General features: G+C 64.4%; 18 protein-coding genes. 3 read left to right on the forward strand and 15 right to left on the reverse strand.

The window, feature by feature from the left end; all coding sequences use genetic code 11:
• Window positions 1–26 precede the first annotated feature (26 nt).
• Window positions 27–443 (forward strand): hypothetical protein, encoded by a 417-nt coding sequence (locus M2S36_RS18335; protein ID WP_333957570.1) that lies wholly within the window; start codon window positions 27–29, stop codon window positions 441–443.
• A gap of 115 nt (window positions 444–558) precedes the next feature.
• Here the strand turns inward: M2S36_RS18335 and M2S36_RS18340 are convergent, their stop codons facing one another.
• Window positions 559–783: a metallothionein gene (locus M2S36_RS18340; protein WP_207831973.1), complete on the reverse strand. Its 225-nt coding sequence runs from the start codon at window positions 781–783 to the stop codon at window positions 559–561.
• Window positions 780–1,244: a phosphotransferase system, HPr-related protein gene (locus M2S36_RS18345; protein ID WP_333957571.1), complete on the reverse strand. Its 465-nt coding sequence runs from the start codon at window positions 1,242–1,244 to the stop codon at window positions 780–782. The genes M2S36_RS18340 and M2S36_RS18345 overlap by 4 nt, the downstream gene beginning before the upstream one ends.
• A gap of 127 nt (window positions 1,245–1,371) precedes the next feature.
• Between M2S36_RS18345 and ligD the strand changes: the two genes are divergently transcribed.
• Window positions 1,372–3,864: a DNA ligase D gene (gene ligD, locus M2S36_RS18350; RefSeq protein WP_333957573.1), complete on the forward strand. Its 2,493-nt coding sequence runs from the start codon at window positions 1,372–1,374 to the stop codon at window positions 3,862–3,864.
• Between the two features lie 281 nt (window positions 3,865–4,145).
• Here ligD and ku read toward each other — a convergent pair whose 3' ends face one another.
• The 12 genes from ku to M2S36_RS18410 form a co-directional block, all read right to left on the reverse strand.
• A complete protein-coding gene (gene ku, locus M2S36_RS18355; RefSeq protein WP_207831967.1) occupies window positions 4,146–4,967 on the reverse strand; it encodes a non-homologous end joining protein Ku in 822 nt (273 codons plus the stop codon).
• Window positions 4,968–5,041: 74 nt separating this feature from the next.
• Window positions 5,042–5,947, reverse strand: coding sequence for an SDR family oxidoreductase (locus tag M2S36_RS18360; RefSeq protein WP_207831964.1), 906 nt, complete (start codon window positions 5,945–5,947; stop codon window positions 5,042–5,044).
• A gap of 432 nt (window positions 5,948–6,379) precedes the next feature.
• Entirely contained in the window at window positions 6,380–6,841 is a 462-nt protein-coding gene (locus M2S36_RS18365; protein ID WP_333957574.1) for a hypothetical protein, read from the reverse strand.
• Window positions 6,842–7,204: 363 nt separating this feature from the next.
• A complete protein-coding gene (locus tag M2S36_RS18370; protein WP_207831963.1) occupies window positions 7,205–7,792 on the reverse strand; it encodes a phosphorylase family protein in 588 nt (195 codons plus the stop codon).
• Window positions 7,793–7,848: 56 nt separating this feature from the next.
• The gene (locus tag M2S36_RS18375; RefSeq protein WP_207831961.1) at window positions 7,849–8,955 is read right to left on the reverse strand and encodes a carboxylate-amine ligase; all 1,107 of its coding nucleotides are present in this window, start codon (window positions 8,953–8,955) and stop codon (window positions 7,849–7,851) included.
• A 6-nt stretch (window positions 8,956–8,961) separates the two neighbouring features.
• Window positions 8,962–9,915 carry a methyltransferase gene (locus M2S36_RS18380; RefSeq protein ID WP_207831959.1) on the reverse strand — a complete coding sequence of 318 codons (954 nt, stop codon included), beginning with the start codon at window positions 9,913–9,915 and terminating at the stop codon, window positions 8,962–8,964.
• Window positions 9,915–11,249, reverse strand: a complete 1,335-nt coding sequence (locus M2S36_RS18385; RefSeq protein WP_333957575.1) for an iron-containing redox enzyme family protein — start codon at window positions 11,247–11,249, stop codon at window positions 9,915–9,917. The genes M2S36_RS18380 and M2S36_RS18385 overlap by 1 nt, the downstream gene beginning before the upstream one ends.
• A gap of 21 nt (window positions 11,250–11,270) precedes the next feature.
• A complete protein-coding gene (locus tag M2S36_RS18390; RefSeq protein WP_063914623.1) occupies window positions 11,271–11,468 on the reverse strand; it encodes a hypothetical protein in 198 nt (65 codons plus the stop codon).
• 60 nt (window positions 11,469–11,528) lie between these two features.
• Window positions 11,529–11,705, reverse strand: a complete 177-nt coding sequence (locus M2S36_RS18395) for a general stress protein (RefSeq protein WP_333957577.1) — start codon at window positions 11,703–11,705, stop codon at window positions 11,529–11,531.
• A 148-nt stretch (window positions 11,706–11,853) separates the two neighbouring features.
• On the reverse strand, window positions 11,854–13,137 hold the full coding sequence (locus M2S36_RS18400) for an NTP/NDP exchange transporter (RefSeq protein ID WP_333957611.1): 1,284 nt from the start codon (window positions 13,135–13,137) through the stop codon (window positions 11,854–11,856).
• A gap of 4 nt (window positions 13,138–13,141) precedes the next feature.
• Entirely contained in the window at window positions 13,142–14,050 is a 909-nt protein-coding gene (locus tag M2S36_RS18405; RefSeq protein WP_333957578.1) for an aldo/keto reductase, read from the reverse strand.
• Between the two features lie 87 nt (window positions 14,051–14,137).
• Window positions 14,138–15,001 (reverse strand): Dyp-type peroxidase, encoded by an 864-nt coding sequence (locus tag M2S36_RS18410; RefSeq protein ID WP_207831953.1) that lies wholly within the window; start codon window positions 14,999–15,001, stop codon window positions 14,138–14,140.
• Window positions 15,002–15,185: 184 nt separating this feature from the next.
• On the opposite strand from M2S36_RS18410, the gene M2S36_RS18415 reads away from it, so the two are divergent.
• A complete protein-coding gene (locus M2S36_RS18415; protein ID WP_233687799.1) occupies window positions 15,186–16,079 on the forward strand; it encodes a bile acid:sodium symporter family protein in 894 nt (297 codons plus the stop codon).
• A gap of 25 nt (window positions 16,080–16,104) precedes the next feature.
• On the opposite strand, the gene M2S36_RS18420 is transcribed toward M2S36_RS18415, so the two are convergent.
• Entirely contained in the window at window positions 16,105–16,572 is a 468-nt protein-coding gene (locus M2S36_RS18420; protein ID WP_063914617.1) for a sterol desaturase family protein, read from the reverse strand.
• Window positions 16,573–16,919: the final 347 nt, after the last annotated feature.

A 16,919-nucleotide genomic window follows, 5' to 3' on the forward strand; every position in this document is an offset into this window, starting at 1 on the left:
AGGGCCTGTGGCCCCGGAGGTGGCAAATGCGTGTCGCTGTCCTGATATTGATGGGGGCCAGTCTGGTCAGTGGCCAGGCCCTGGCCGAAGCCTGCAACGTGCTGACGCGGTCCTCCAGCGAGGCGGTCAAACCGGTGGTGCGACACAGCTGTTACAGCTACAGCAACCTGCCCGCCGAAGCGATCAACTGGTCGTGCAGCAACGAGAGCAAGGACGTGCTCAACAGCGAAAAGCACAAGGTCCCCCGTTGCGCGGACGGCAGCGTTGGCAGTTGCATCGCACCGTTGACCCGGGAGGCATTGGCCAACCCCAAGGCAGCTGGCGGTGACAAGCCGGCGTTGCCCAAGGATGCGCGGGTAATCACCTATTACTACGACACCCCAAGCCTGGGCCAGGCCCGCACCGATTGCGAGCGTAGCAACGGCATCTGGCAGACTCACTGATTCTGCAGGCCTGCGCGCTGCTTTGTGTGGGAGGGGCCTTTCGCGACGCAAGGCCGCTCCCACAGGACCATCACCGCCCCATAAACCTATGCAGAAGCTATGGGACGGCGTTGTTTCAGGGTGAAATCGGGTCACTCGCCGGGAAAGTCTCGTCCAGCGCATTGTCCACCGCGCTCTCCCCGGTCTTTTCGCCACAGTGGCAATCCGGCATCCGGCACGGCTCGCCATTGCGATGCCCGCTGGCACAGGCTTCGCAGCAATACACCTTGCCTTCGAGCTGCAAGGCGTTGGCATCCACGGTGCAGGAACAATGCGCACAGGCACAACGCAGTTCGTTCATGGCTTGCTCTCCTCGTCATCGATTACATCATCAGTCCACGGTTCGCCATCCAGCGGTGCGGAGCGGGCCAGTTCGGCTTCGTCCAGGCCTATGCCGCCGCCGATTTCATGGGCCTCCACCCGGCGCAGGGTCTTGTCTGCCGGTCCGCCGGTGCTGCCAGGCTCATGCGGGTCGCGGGCGCCGGTCTCATCCAGCAGAGTGTCCGGGCTCAGGTCGTCGTAGGTAACGTTGTCTTCGTGCAAACTGTCGCTCAGCGCTTCGCCGCCGGTCATGCCGCTTTCGGCCACGCGCCGGGGCGGGAACTCGCGGGCCACGTCCGCGGCCGGGCGCTCGTCGCCCACACGCCCCTCGCGCTCATCCAGGCGCTCGTCGAAGTCCAGTTCATCTACGCTGCCCATGCGGTCTTCGGTGTCGTCGATTTCGCTCGGGGTATACGGCTTCGGTTCATCTGCTCGGGCCATGTGTGTTCTCCGTCAAGTGGCTTCATTCGGTCGACTGCACCTGATCGTTGAAGATTCAGAGTTTTTTTGAACTACCGCCCGGGCCGCTGGCTCCCACCATAGAGACTCAGAACCGCCCGGAGCCGTCATGGCCAAGCCCCTAGAGGAATACGCGCGCAAGCGCGACTTCAACGCCACGCCCGAGCCCAGCGGCAAGCGCAGCCATGGCAAGCGGGCCCATGCGCTGCAGTTCTGCATCCAGAAGCATGACGCCAGTCACCTGCACTACGACTTCCGCCTGGAGCTCGATGGCACGCTGAAAAGCTGGGCAATCCCCAAAGGGCCCTCGCTGGACCCGAAGGTGCGCCGCCTGGCCGTGCACGTAGAGGACCACCCGCTGGACTACGCCGATTTCGAAGGCCATATCCCCGAGGGCCATTACGGCGCGGGCGACGTGATCGTCTGGGACCGGGGCATCTGGGAGCCCGAAGGCGATGCGCACGAAGCCTATGCCAAGGGCAAGTTGCGCTTCCGCCTGCAAGGCGAAAAGCTTGGCGGCGTGTGGAATCTGTTTCGCACCCACCTGGCCGGCAAGAAGGAACAGTGGATGCTGGTCAAGTCGCAAGACAGCCAGGCGCGTAGCGAAGCCGACTACAGCATCGTCGACGCCCAGCCCGACAGCGTCCTCAGCGACCGTACGCTGGTGCCGCGCAAGCCAGCAGCAAAAAAAGCCGCTGCACCACGTCGCAAACCGGCCAGCAAAGGCCGGAAGGTGCCGTTGCCGACGCAACTGCAGCCACAATTGGCGACCTTGGTCGACTCCCCGCCCGGCGGCGACTGGCGCTACGAAGTCAAGTTCGACGGTTATCGCATCCTTGCCCGCATCGACGGCGATGACGTCCGCCTGTTCACCCGCAATGGCCACGACTGGAGCAGCAAGCTGCCCAGGCAGGTTGCCGCCTTGCGTGCGCTGGGCATCGACGCGGCCTGGCTCGATGGCGAGGTGGTGGTGGCCGGCGAGAACGGCGCGGCGGACTTCCAGGCGCTGCAGAACGCCTTCGACACCGAACATGACGAGCACATCACCTATTACCTGTTCGACCTGCCCTTCCTCGGCGGCCAGGACCTGCGCCAAATACCGCTGCAGGACCGGCGCAGCACCTTGCAGCACTTGCTGGAACACAATGAATCGGACGTACTCCGGTACTCCGCCGACTTTGACCAGCCCGTCGAATCCCTGCTCGACAGCGCCTGCCAGCTGCAACTCGAAGGCCTGATCGGCAAGCGCGTCGACAGCCCCTACAGCGGCCGTCGCAGCCCCGACTGGATCAAGCTCAAATGCAAGCAGCGCCAGGAGTTCGTGATCGTCGGCTACACCGACCCGAAAGGCAGCCGCAGCGGTTTCGGCGCACTGCTGCTGGCCTTGCACGACAACGACAGCGGCGAGTTGCGCTATGCCGGCAAGGTCGGTACCGGCTTCAGTGCCACCACACTGGCAAGCATCCATGCCCGGCTGGAACCGTTGGAAATCGACACGCCGGCCCTGCCCAAGCCGCCCGCGGGAGCCGAAGCCCGCGGCGTGCACTGGCTGAAACCGCAGCTGCTGGCCGAAGTCGCCTATGCCCAGATGACCCGTGACGGCATCGTGCGCCATTCGGTGTTCCACGGCCTGCGTGATGACAAACCGGCTACCGCCATCGACCTGGAGCGCAGCATGCCCGCCAAGACCCTGCCCAAGCGCAAGCAGGCCAAGGCCCCAGAGGCCTTGGGCGAGCTGCGCCTGACCCACCCCGAGCGGATAATCGACGCCACCCGCGGCGTGACCAAGCGCGAGGTCGCCGAGTACTACGCCGCCGTCAGCCAGTGGATCCTGCCCCAGCTCAAGGATCGCCCGGTGGCACTGGTGCGCGCGCCGGACGGCCTGACCGGCGAGCTGTTCTTCCAGAAGAACGCAGGCCAGCTGCATATACCCCACGTGCTCAGCTACGACAAGGCCGAGGCCGGCCAGGCAGCGATGGTCATCAACCGCGCCGATACCCTGCTGGGAGCGGTGCAGATGAACATGCTCGAGCTGCACACCTGGAACGCCACCGACAAGGATTTCGACAAGCCCGACCGCTTCGTCCTCGACCTCGATCCGGACCCGGCACTGCCGTGGAAGGCCATGCTCGAAGCCACCCAACTGGCCCTGACGTTGCTGGATGAACTGGGCTTGAGGGTGTTCCTCAAGACCAGTGGCGGCAAAGGCATGCACCTGGTCGTGCCCCTGACCCGGCGGGCCAGCTGGGATGAAGTCAAGGCGTTCAGCCACGCCATCGTCGATTACCTGGCCAGGCTCTTCCCCGACAGGCTGAGTGCCGTTTCCGGGCCCAAGAACCGCGTCGGGCGCATCTTCATCGACTACCTGCGCAACGGCAAGGGTGCGACCACCGCCTGCGCCTACACCCTGCGCGCGCGTGAAGGCCTGCCGGTATCCGTGCCGATCTGGCGCGAGGAACTGCCGCAACTTAAGGGCGCCAACCAGTGGAACATCGACAATGTACTTGAGCGTCTGGACGATGTGGACGACCCCTGGGCCGATTATGGCAAGACAAGGCAATCGATCACCGTGGGCATGCGCAAGCAGCTGGGGCTGGCCTGATGAGGGCTTGCCTGAAACGCTGCGCCCGCAGTGCCTGAACAAGGAGCCAGGCCCATGGTTCTGGCATGGCGGCGCTGGCATTGCGGCCTGCTGGTACGGCGCCGCCGAAGCCCTGGCCGATATCTGGCGGGCCTGCGCACCCTGTGGGAGCGGGTTCACCCGCGAAACATCCAGCGCGGTGCATGGCACCGGCTNNGTAAACCCGCTCCCACAAGGTCCCTGCCAGCGCAACAAGTCCTGTGCAGCGCCCTGCGTTGCTGGCTTGCGTCAAGCGCCAGGGTTCACGACGCTTTGCGTGTCTTCTTCGCCGGCTTTTTGCCACCCAGGCTGCGCTTGAGCAGTTCGGTGAGGTCGAGGATATCTGCGCCTTTGCCCGCTTCCGTCGCCTCGCCCTTCTCCACCGTCTCGATCTTGCCCTTGCTGGCCTTCTCCTCCACCAGGTCCAGGATGGTCTGGCGGAACACATCCTGGTAATCCGCCGGTTTCCACGGCCCGCTCATGTCTTCCACCAGTCGCTTGGCCATGTCCAGTTCGCGCTTGTCCACCTTGGCCTCGGTCACACTGCTGTCCAGCTCCAGCGTTTCCAGCCCGCGCACCTCCTCCGGCCAGCGCAGGGTAATCATCACCAGTGCGTCATCCAGCGGTCGCAGCAGCGCCAGGTGCTGGCGGGTGTGCAGCACCACCGTAGCCAGCGCCACCTTGCCGGTCTTGGCCAGGGTTTCGCGCAGCAAGGCATACACCTTGCCGCCACGACGGTCCGGGGTAAGGTAGTACGGCGTATCAAAGTACTGCAGCGGGATCTCGCCGGCCTCGACGAAGGAAAAGATATCGATCGTCTGGGTCGCCTCGGGCCGGGCCTTGCGGATTTCCTCCTCGCTGATCACCACGTAGCGGCCCTTCTCGAACTCAACGCCCTTGACGATGTTGTCCTTGTCGATCTCCTTGCCGGTGACCTTGTTCACCCGCTTGTAGCCCACCGGTTCCATGCTGCGCTTGTCGAGCCAGTCGAAATCGACCCGCTCGGTGCGCACTGCGGTATTGAGGGCCACGGGGATGTGCACGAGGCCGAAACTGATGGCGCCTTTCCAGATTGCCCGAGCCATTAGCGGTGCTCCCAAGATTGCCTGCCAATACCTGAATCGACTGCACCGGGCGGCGAAGGTTTAGCTGCCCTGCCCTATGGCAGCGGGTTGCCACCCGTCACACCGAATACCTCGCCGGTGATATAGCTGGACTCCTGGCTGGCCAGCAACACATACACCGGCGCACATTCGGCGGGCTGCCCTGGGCGCTTCATGGGCGTGTGCGCACCAAAGTCGGGGATTTTCTCCGGTGGTTGGCCACCACTGGGTTGCAGCACTGTCCAGATAGGCCCCGGGGCCACGGCGTTGACCCGGATACCGCGCTCGATCACCTGTTTGGCCAGGGCCTTGGTGAAGGCGACGATCGCCGCCTTGGTGGTGGCATAGTCGAGCAAGGTGGCCGAAGGCTGGTAAGACTGGATCGAAGCGGTGTTGATGATGGTCGCCCCCGCCGGCATCAGCGGCACGGCCGCCTGGCACAACCAGAACAGCGCGTAGACATTGGTCTTCAGAGTGTGGTCGAACTGTTCGTGACTGATCTGGCTGATGTCCTTGCGCGCTTCCTGCTTGCCGGCGACGTTGACCAGGATGTCCAGGCCGCCGAGTTGCTCGTGGGCCTGGTCGACCAGTTCCTTGCAGAACTGCTCATCCTTCAGGTCACCGGCAATGGCCACCACCTTGCGGCCTTCGGCTTCGATCAGTTTGATGACTTTGCGCGCGTCAGGTTGTTCGATGGGCAGATAGTTGAGGGCTATGTCGGCACCCTCGCGGGCGAAGGCGATGGCCACGGCCCGGCCGATGCCCGAGTCCGCACCGGTGATCAGCGCCTTGCGCCCTGCCAGGCGGCCAAAGCCCTTGTAGGTGGTTTCGCCGTGGTCTGGCTCGGGCTGCATGTTGGCGTCCAGCCCCGGTGCCGGCTGGCCTTGGGCAGGGAATGGCGGGTGCGGGTACTGGGTCAGCGGGTTCTGCATGCTGAACTGGTCGTGGGGTTTGCTGGACATGGGGCCACTCCTCTGGTGAAACCGGTATTGGCCCAATCGCGGGCTTGCCCGCTCCTACAGGTATTGAAGCTGGTGGTAGTCCTGTGGGAGCGGGCAAGCCCGCGAAGGCCGCTCTACCGATTTCGAGGTAAACCGCCATCGATGGTTTTTTCCAACTGGCCCATACACCGACCAGCGGTCGATACGTTACTCAAAGCGACTAGTTCCGTACCTCAACTGCGTCCACATCCGGTGCATCTGGCGCGTCTGGCGCGTCGTCCACATCAGCCCTTGCAGCGTCTCTGGCTGCATTGGCAGCGACTTTGGCTTCGTCCCTGGCGGCATCTGCCGTAGCCCTGGCAGCATCTCTGGCTGCATCAGCTTGGTCTCTGGCTGCGTCGCGGGCAGCATCTGCCGCGTCCCTGGCAGCTTCTCTGGCGTCATCTGCGCCGGCTACGCCAGCAGCTTTTGCGGCGTCGCGGGCGGCATCGGCCTCGGCTCTGGCTGCATCTGCAGTAGCTTTTGCCGCATCCCGGGCGGCATCGGCCTCAGCCCTTGCAGCGTCTCTGGCCGCATCAGCATCGTCTCGGGCTGCGTCCCTGGCGGCATCCGCCACATCGTTGTCGTTGTCATGCGCATCGCCTGGGCCTTTGCCGGCCATGCCACCATGGTCACCATGGTCACCATCGCCGGCCCCCGGGCCGCCATGACCGCCATGACCGCCACCGCCATCACCACCGTGACCACTGCCTCCGCTACCACCACCGTGACCGCCGCCTCCAGAGCCACCGCTGCCACCACCGTGACCGCCACCGCCTCCAGAGCCACCGCCGCCATTACCGTGGCCGCCACCGCCTCCAGAACCACCGCCACCGCCGTGACCACCACCGCCGCCGCTGCCACCGTCTTTGGCATACACGCTGGAGAAACTACCGATGTAGTCGGGCACCAGAACGGTCGATGCCGACAGGACGCCACCAATTGCCAATGCCAACAAACATTTCTTGAGCAACATGATGCACCTCCGCTTGGCGTTGCGTCGTCATCTCCGTAACAAACGCAATGACCAATGAGTTCGCAACCGCCCATGGAGCGGCCAGCCAACCGGCGCGGCCATAGATCTGCAGTGTCAGCGAGCAACTGCGGTTTTCGCACGATCCCTGAGAGCCAGTCAGCCTCTTTGCGTGGGAAATATTCCCACATATTAAGACTAGTACTGTATGCCTGAGTTCCAGATACCGAATGTCAGGCCAAGGCTCGTTTCAGACTTGCCAGCAGTCACGACTGGCTGAACAGCACCCGCCGGAAAGCCTCGGCCGCCAGGTGCACCTGCACCGCCCAGTCCTGCGCCGCGTCACTGCCGGCATCATCGGAAATGTACTTCAGGCACACGAACGGGATACCTTCGCCGCGTGCGATCAGCGCCAGCACGTAGGCTTCCATGTCGACCACGTCATAAGGTGCATTGCCATGGTTGATCTCGAAGCTGTCGCCACTGCCGCAGGTTTCCAGGGCCAGGCCGGGGATCTGCGCACCATGCTCCAACACCACCGGGATGTCCGACAAAGGCGTCTGGTAGCGGTCGAAGCCCAGCGGGGTCACGTCCATGTCGCGCTGCACGAAGCGGGTGCAGCACACCACCTCGCCCTTGCCATGGCGCTGGCTGCCGGCCGAGCCAAGGTTGACGATCAGCCTGGGCCGACGCGTGGCAATGGCCTTGGTCAGCGCGATGGCGGCATTGACCTTGCCGATGCCGGTGAACACGGTGTTGACGTCAGCGAATACCTCGCCGGCCTCGGCTTCGAGGGCGAAGACAAACAGCGTGTCATCCAGGGAAATGTCGGGGAATTGCTTGATCAGCATCATGGCGCAGGTGGTTCCGAGTGGCTGCGAAAGGCGCGGCCATTTTCGGCCAACCCCGGCTAATTGCAAGCCCCGGCGGCCACCACGGCCCGTAACGCCTGCGCCCTGCCCAGGCCAGCAGCGCGGGCCTGGGCCAGGCACTGCAGTTGCTGGTCGGCATGGGTGCCGTCGCGCAGCAGGTGGTGTGCATGGTGGAAGGCGCGTTCGGCGTCTGCGGTGTCGACCGGCAAATGCTCCTGCAACTGGGCCAGCCAGCCTTCGGCCGTAACCGGCTGTTGCCCGTGCAGGCCGATGAACTCACCGTGGCGCCCATGGCGCATGGCACGCCAGTAGTTTTCCTGGGTGATCCAGCGCTGCTCGCGGTTGCAGGCCGCGGGGTCATGCCGGTACACGATGCTGTGCTCGATCAGGTGGCGAAACAGTGCAGCGATGCACAGCGCGTCCTCCAGCCGCGGGCAGCCATCGCAGATGCGCAGTTCGACCGTCGGGAAGCGTCGCGAAGGCCGGATCGCCCACCAGAAGTCGCCGTCCGCGGCCAGCGAACCGGTGCGCTGCAGCAAGGCACGGTAGCGCTCGTAGGCGGCCCAGTCCGGCAAAGGCTCGGGCAGCCCCATGTGTGGCCACTCCCCGCAAATCACTCGCCGGTAGCTCATGTAGCCGGTGCACTGGCCTGCCCACAGCGGGGATGACGTACTCAGTACCAGCAACAAGGGCAGCCAGCCCAGTACGCGGTTGATCAGTTGCATGCGGTCGCAGCCTGGCGGAACGCCCACGTGAACGTGCAGGCCGTTGAGCAGGCTGCGCCGCGCCACATGCCGGTAGTCCGCGAACAGTTGCCGGTAGTGCGCCGGGGTGGCGGGTTGCTGCCGCAGCCAGGCGGCATTGGGGTGGCTTGCCGCGCCGTACAGGCCCATGCCCTCTTCGGCCAGCGCGGTGCCCAGCCGCTGGCGGCTGTGCTGGAAGAACTCGCGTGCCTCGAACAGGTTGGCAAACACCGGCGAGGCCACTTCGATCTGGCTGCGGAACATTTCCTGGGCAAAATGCTGGCCCAGCGCCTCGCGACAACGCCCGACCACGGCTGGCGAAGGTGTGGCTGGCACCCGCCCCGAGTCCAGGTTCACCAGCAGGTATTCTTCCTCGATGCCGAACGTGCAGGGTCGTGCCATGCTGCCTCAGCTGTTGCGGGTGACTGTAAGCACCACGGCGGCGATGCGTTCGACCTGCTCGTAACCGGGCTCGCTCAGTTGTTCGCCAAACACATCCGGGTCGATTTCCCGATACACCCAGGACCACGCCGGGCCCGCCAGGCGCAGGCGGACGGCGTCGAGCAAGGCGTCCCGGCCATCGATGATCGCCACGCCGGTATACAACAGTAGCGAGCCGCCTGAACCCAGCCGCTCGCAGGCCTGTTCGACGATCCGCAGCGACAGCTGCGCGCCGAGCGAACCACCGCCATGCCGATAGGTACGTTCGCTGGCATCCAGCATGTACGGCGGGTTGGCAACGATAAGGTCGAACAGCCCGGTAATGCCGTCGAGGATATCACTCGGTTCCACGGACACATTGCTCAGGCCCGCCAGTGCCGCGTTGATCGCGGTGTAACGCAGCGCGAGCGGGTTGATGTCCACGGCGCTGACTTGGGCATGGGGCGCCGCCCGGGCAATCAGCAAGGCGCCGACACCGGTGCCGCAACCAATATCCACGGCATGTTCGATGCGCTTCGGAGTGCGTTGCAGATGATCATGGATGACCTGGGCGAAACGGTAACTGTCCGGGCCGAAAAATACCGCGTCGGCTTCCTGGGTGGGGTACGCGGAGTGCACCAGCAGCAGGTCGTCGATTGTGGACCAGCGCACGGTGCTGAGCAGCAACTCCCCGTGCGCCTTCAGCACCTGGGCACGCCGCATCTGATCCAGCTCATCGGCAGAAACCAATGACGAACGGAACGGACGGTTCCAGCCAAACACATCGCGTGCGGTCCTGGCCTGCTCGGCTTCCGGGCGCGCATTCACCCGAGCATGAGTTGCCGGGGTGACACTGGTGAAGCGGTAGCCGTCGGCACGCAGGCGCTTGCCCAATTGCAGCATTGCCTGGTCAGCCTGGATCTGTAGTGGATCGAGCAGCATCAGCGGGTTGCCTCCTGAATCAGGCCGGTAGCCTGCAGGTAGCGCCGGGTGGCCAGCAGTCCTTCCGGTGTCGCATGGCGGTTACCGGACAGCGTGTCGATCAAGGTCTCGATATCGGCGTCCGGGGCAGGAATCGTAAGCGCATCATCCAATTGCACATGCACCTCCCAGCTGCCAGGCAGCACGCGGCGACCCCGGGCTTGCCAGCCTGCCGCGATCCAGTCGTGCCACAGTTGTTTTTCATAGGCGGTGAACACGCCATACATCGGTGCCGAGGGGCCGTCGATCAGCGCCCACCAGCGGCTGTTGGCAGGCTCCTCACCGCGGCGGATCCAGCCCTGCGCCTGCAGGGCCAGCAAAAACGCGGGCATGGCACCGGGCTCGGCCAGCCATTGGTTGACGGTGCGCTTTTGCACGCGGCAATGGTCGGCGTGCATGAATTGGCCAAAGGAGCGCTTATGCTCCAGTGCCGACAGCAGTTCGGTTTCAAGATCGAAGCTGCTGATCAGGCTGGGTGTATCAAGCCCCAGGCCATTCAAGCGGTACCCACTGCGCACCCGCTGGTAGAACTGGCCAGCGTCGTCGACCGGGCAGAGTTGGCGTAGCGCCTGGATGGACAGATGCGCATGCCCGCTGGCCGCGTTGTCGATGGTCACGTGAAGCTGAAAGTAATGACCATCGATGCCCAGCTCCGCCAGTTCGTAGGTGGTGATCAACAGATGCAGCGGCGGTTGTTCGTAGCCCAGGTTGTAGCCGATCACCTCGGCAAGAAAATCATCGCCGTAGCGCCCCAGTACCAGCTGCAAGGCGCCTTGCAGGTAACGCTGGTCGTCCAGCTCAGGCAGCACCAGGCAACCCAGCCGGCTCAACAGCCGTTGGTAGATCAGCACGTGGTTGCAACGCGGATCGCCGCCGCCCAGCTCTTCCATGTAGGTGCGGATAAGCCCGTGATAGCGGGGATCGCCCCAATGTCGCAAGGTGCTGTGCAGCCATGCCCCGTCCACTGCCTTGGTGGGCGCCACCTGTTGCAGGAACCACAGCGCCTGGGCGCGGTTGGCAAAATAGCGCCTTGGTGCACCTTGGCGGCGTTGCTCAAGGTAACACGCATAGGCTTCAGCCACCTGGCTGGCATGGCGAGCGCTCCAGGCGTCCAGTTGAGCAGGATCGGCAGGCAGGTCATCCGGCAAATGTTGCGCACGTGCCAACTGTTCGCTGAGCCACGCGGCGCTCGTGGTGTCGGGGCCTTCGAGCAACGTCTTGTAACGCTCGGTCAGGCTTGGCCCATTTGCCGAAGCCGGTATCACCGCGTCGGTCTTGCGGGTCATTGCCGTCATGCGGTAATCCTTGTCCACGTTTTATTGGCTGGGTTTCTGACCGGGCATCGGTTCAGGGTCTGGAGCAGGTTGCGGAGCAGGTTTGTCGCCGGGTTGCTGCATCTGCAGCGAGGGTTTGCTTTGGTCGGCATCCTTTGCCGGGTGGTCGTTATCCCGGTCGAAACAGCCAGCCAGCAAGCCAAGGGTGCCCACCAGGGCTATCAGTGGGATCAATCGCATGGGGTTCTCCTTCTGTGCAAGATCGCAGCGCCCGGTCGCCCGGGCACTGCGTAGCCTCATTTACGAACGACCGCCCTTGCGGCCCGATTCGCTGGTACGGTCGCCACCGGATTGCTGGCCGCCCTTGCGCCCAGCTTCGGAGGCTTTTTCGCGGTCATTGGCAAAGTTGCCCGGGTTCTTGTTGCCACCTTGGCTGCCCTGATGGTTGCCGGTGCGGCTGTTCTCTTTGTTGGCCATGGTCTTAAACCTCGTATGACTTCGGAATGCACGGCATTACCTGCCGTACACCTGTTGGGAGTTCGGTCATTCCGGCGGATTCGGTTTAATGCGAAGCGTTCGGACCAGCGGCATTAAATAAGCGGCACCAGCATATTTGGCGCGCCTGTCAGTCGCGCGGCGTGCTATCCAGGCGCGCCTGGCGCCGTCCCAGCCAACCTCCGGTCGTCGCCCAACCCAAGGCAAGCAGCGTACCGATCAGCATCGCCAGTTGCGGATGCTCACCCATCACGTCCAGCGCCCGTTTGAGCCAGCCACTCAAGGCGTCGCCGCCACGATAGACCACGGTGTCGATGAAGTTCTTGGCCTTGTACTTGTCCTCGGCGGGCAGCACGGTGAACAGCATCTCCCGCCCCGGCCGCACCAACGCGTACTCACCGGCCCGGCGCACCACCATCACCACCGCGAAAACGGCGAACACCGGGGCCAGTGCCAGCCACAGGAAGCCCGCTGCCATCACCAGCGGCACCGCCACCAGCAGCACGCCCACCCCCATACGGCGAGCCAGGCGACCGGTAAGGAACACTTGAGTGAGGATCGCCAGGGCCTGAACCACCGTGTCGATCAGGCCGAACACCTGGGTTTGTCGGGTACGCTCGGTGAAGGTTTCGCTTACGATGCGCGCCTGTTCGAAATACAGGAAGGTGCTGACACTGGCGAGCAATACCACGAACAGCGCAATGCCCAGCAGGTAGGGCGAGCGCAGTACGCCAGTGGCACCGGCAAACGGGTTGCCGCCCAGTGGTCGGGAGTCCGGCCGCTCGGCTTGTACCGGCAGTGGATGGCGCGTTCGCCAGCGTTGCAGGAACAACGTCGCGCCGATGCTGCCCAGCAGAAGCGCCCCGGCCAGCACCAGCAAACCGGCATGGCCCAGCGGTACCACCAGCAGCGTACCCAGGATGGGACCACTGAGCCCGCCCAGGCTGGCCCCGGCCGCCAGCAGGCCGAACAGGCGCTTGCCCTGGGCGGTGGAAAACAGGTCGGCGAGTACGCTCCAGGCCAGCGAGATGCTCAGCAGATTGAACACCGACAACCAGATGTAGAAGGCCCGGGCCGTCCATGGCGCTTCCGGGTCGCGGGCGAACAGCACGGCAAAAAGCAACAGGTTGCTGGCGAAGAAGCCGTAGGTCCAGGGCAGGATGTGCCGGCGCTGCACCTTGGAGGCCAGCCAGCCAAACAACGGCAGACACGCCAGGGTGGCGATGAAGGTGCCGGTAAACAGCCATTGCAGGTTGTCCACGCCACCGGCAACGCCCATGGTTTCACGCACCGGGCGCAGCATGAAGTAGCCAGTGAACAACTGGTAGAACAGCAGCACACCGGCGATCACCGCCGGCCCCTCGCCGGGCTGGATGTTCAGCCCCTGGTCCAGGCGCCGCCGCCAGGCTGCCATGGTGTCAGGCAAGCAGCTCGATCAGCGCCTGTTGCTGAGGCTGGGTCAGCAACGGCCCGTGTCCGGCCTTGAGCTGGTCAAGTTGGCGCTCGGGCCGGCTGGTCGCAGGGATGACCGTGGTCACCGCCGGGTGGCTGATGGCGAATTTGAGAAACAACTGTGCCCAGCTGCCGATACCCGCCTCTGCGGCCCAGCCGGGCAAGGCCTGGTCCTTGACCCGCGCGAACAGGCGGCCGTCGTCGAAAGCCCGGTTGATCAGCACGCCAACGCCCTTGTCCTGGCACAGGGGCAGCAGCTCGCGGGCGGCGCCGGGGGCATTGACCGAGTAATTGATCTGGATGAAATCCAGCGGTTCGCTGCGCACGATGCGGGCGACCTCGTCCTGGCCACTGTTCAGGTAATGGGTGATGCCGACATAGCGGACTTTGCCCTGCTGCTTCAATTCGCGGGCATAGGGCAGCTGGGTCTGCCAGTCGCGCAGGTTGTGGATTTGCAGCAAGTCGACCTTGCCGGTGCGCAGGCTCTTGAGGCTACCGGCCCATTGCGCTTCGGCGTCTGCCCGGCTGTCGGCGGCGATCTTGGTGGCGATGAAGCACTGCCGGTGCCAACCGCCCTCTTCCAGTAGCTGGCCGAGAATGCTGTCGGCGCCGCCGTAGTTGGGCGAGGTGTCGATGACCCGGGCACCGCCTTCGAAGAACGCCTTCAGTACGACTTTCAGCTGCTGGTACTGGGCCGAGCCGGCTTCCACTTCGAAACTGCCGGAGGTACCGGCACCGATCACCGGCAGCGCTTCACCGGTGGACGGCACCTTGCGGGTCAGCAAACCTGCCGGGGCGGCGGCGTGCAACCACGGGCTGGCGGCCAGCAAGCCCAGGGTTGCACCCGCGCGTAGGACATCGCGACGTGCGTACATGGAAAGCTCCGTCATGGCGCGGAAACTTTCAAGGCTAGCCGCTGTACCCCGCTGCAGCCGGTGTTTCTGTATCTGGATGTGTAGCGATCAGGCCTGCATCAGCAGGCTCAGGTCGACACCCGCCTCGCTCATGGGTGGGCACCAGTAGTAACCACCGGTCAGTGGCCGGCTGAAGCGGTACAGGCCGTCGATGATGCCGTCCTCCAGGCCGCTCATGCGCCGCAGCTGCACTTCGAATGCCTCGAAGCTGTGGCCCAGGGCCACGAAGGCCAGGCCAGCGCCACGTTGGTCAGCCCAGGCCACCGAACGACGGACGATGAACGCTTCTGGCTCGAAGCTTTCCTGGGCCGTGCGCTTGACATGGGCCGACTCGGGGGCGTCGTCGAGCTCTTCGTTGTCGCTCAGGCGGCGGCCGATGATGTTGTCCTGGTCGGCCTGGGGCAGCGACTTGAAGTACTCCAGGTCGTGCTTCCACAGCTGGAACGCGGCAAAGCTGGAGCCGTCGGCGGCAATGGCCGCCTGCACGGCCTCTTCGTCCACCGGGTTTTCGGTGCCGTCTTCATAACCGGTCAGGTCATGGCCGCCACGGTGCAGGAAGCCGTCGACGCTGTCGGCCAGGCGCAGGGCTGGTGCCAACGCCAGCTCCAGGGCCTGGGCACGCAGCAGCAGGTCGCCGCGCTCGTTACCGCGCAGCCACAGCCACAGGGCGTGTTGGGTGCTGGGGTTCTCCACGGCGGCATCCAGCTGCGGGAAGGCGCGCAAGCCAGGTACTTCACGGCCCAGGGCCCTGGCCAGCGGGGCGCCGACACCCAGGATCAGCTGTTCGCCATCAACCTGCGACAGCAGGGCATCCAGGGCGGCAGGCAGGGCCTCGGGCGACTGCAGGGTGAAGAACAGGTGACGGGCGTGAGCCGGCACCGGGGTGGCAAGCAGACCTTGCTGGAAAGGCATGACAGGCTAATCCTCGGCTAAAACAGGAATGCTACTGCGCCCGCAAGCCTACTGCAACGCGGCATGCAGCCTCACTGGCCGCAGCGCTTGGTAACAACCGGTTACCAAGCGCTGGCGCTTTGCAATTAGCTATCAATCAGGGCCGGCCTACACTCTTCGGGATCCTTCGCCCGAGAGACCGCCCATGACTGCCTCACCTTTGCTCACCGCGTTTCTGCCGCTGGCCCTGGGTATCATCATGCTCGGCCTCGGGTTATCGCTGACCTTGGCCGACTTCGCCCGCGTGGTGAAGTACCCCAAGCCGGTAGTGGTAGGCCTGGTTTGCCAGATCCTGCTACTGCCGCTGGTGTGCTTCCTGATTGCCAACGGGTTTGGCCTGGAGTCGGCCCTGGCGGTGGGGCTGATGCTGCTGGCCGCCTCGCCTGGCGGCACCACGGCCAACCTGTTCAGCCACCTGGCCCATGGCGATGTGGCGTTGAATATCACCCTGACGGCGGTCAACTCGTTGATCGCGATCCTGACCATGCCGCTGCTGGTGAACCTGTCGCTGAGCTGGTTCATGGCATCGGACCAGGCCATCCCGCTGCAGTTTGCCAAGGTGATGCAGGTGTTCGCCATCGTCCTGCTGCCGGTGGCGCTGGGCATGCTGATTCGCCGCTTCGCCCCCGCTTTCGCCGCACGCATGGAGAAGCCGATGAAGCTGGTGGCCGCGTTGTTCCTGGCGTTCACCATCGTCCTGGCCCTGGCCAAGGACTGGCAGACCGTGGTCGCGTACGCGCCGGTGGTGGGCCTGGCCGCGCTGCTGTTCAACCTGCTGAGCCTGGGCGTGGGCTACTGGGTGCCGCGCCTGCTGAGCATCCCCAAGCGCCAGGCGATTGCCATCGGCATGGAGATCGGCATTCACAACGGGACCTTGGCGATTGCCCTGGCGTTGAGCCCCTCACTGCTGAACAACGCCACCATGGCGGTGCCGGCGGCGCTGTACAGCCTGATCATGTTCTTCACGGCGGCGGGGTTTGGCTGGTGGGTGAGCCGCGGGCATGTGGCGGTGCAAGCCAAGGGTGAAACAGTGAACTGAGGCGAGTTCCCTGTGGGAGCCCCTGTCACAACTGGCTGCGCTTACGCCGCAACTGCTGCTTCAGTACCTTCAACGGCGGAGCATAGAAGAACCCGAACGACACACTCCCCGTGCGCCCCTTCACCGCATGATGCAACCGGTGCGCGCGATGCAAACGCTTGAGGTAGCGGTTGACCGGCCGTGGCTTGCGCGGCCAGTGCCGGTGAAAGAACCCGTCGTGGGCCACGACATACAGCACGCCGTACCCCGCCACCCCGCCGCCCACCCACTGCAAGGGCGCATGACCACCTTTGCCCAGGGCTACCAGCACCGTGGCGATCAGCCCCAGGGCCACCAGGTACAGGTCATTGGTTTCGAGCATGCCCAGTTGCGGCTCATGGTGCGAGCGGTGCAGCCACCAGCCCCAGCCATGCATGATGTACTTGTGAGCCAGCGTGCCAACGCCCTCCATGGCCACCAGGGTGCCGAACAGCACGGCGAGATTGAACAGCATGGAAGGGTCCGGGTGATGGCAAGGGAAGGCGCAAGGGTACCGATTGCCCGTGTTTTTTTCCATGCAGGCGTGACCGGTAGCAAGCCCGGTGCGGATGAAGCCCGTTGTCATGTTTTCACCCTTGACCTGGCCTGCCACGGGGCGTAAGGTCCGCGACGCAATTTTGCATCCCTGAACAGGAGACCTGCATTGGACAGTAGCCCCAGTCGCATGCGACAGGCCCACTTGGCGCGCTAGTCCGGCAGTGTCCTGCACTGTCTGGCCGGCCTGGCAAGACGGTGGTTTCTTGTAACCCCCTCTTCTTCCTTCCCCTTCGTGGTCCTGCGCATTTTCTGGTTTTTCAACCG

The sequence above is a fragment of the Pseudomonas sp. SF2 genome (genome assembly GCF_036858055.1).
Lineage (GTDB): Bacteria > Pseudomonadota > Gammaproteobacteria > Pseudomonadales > Pseudomonadaceae > Aquipseudomonas.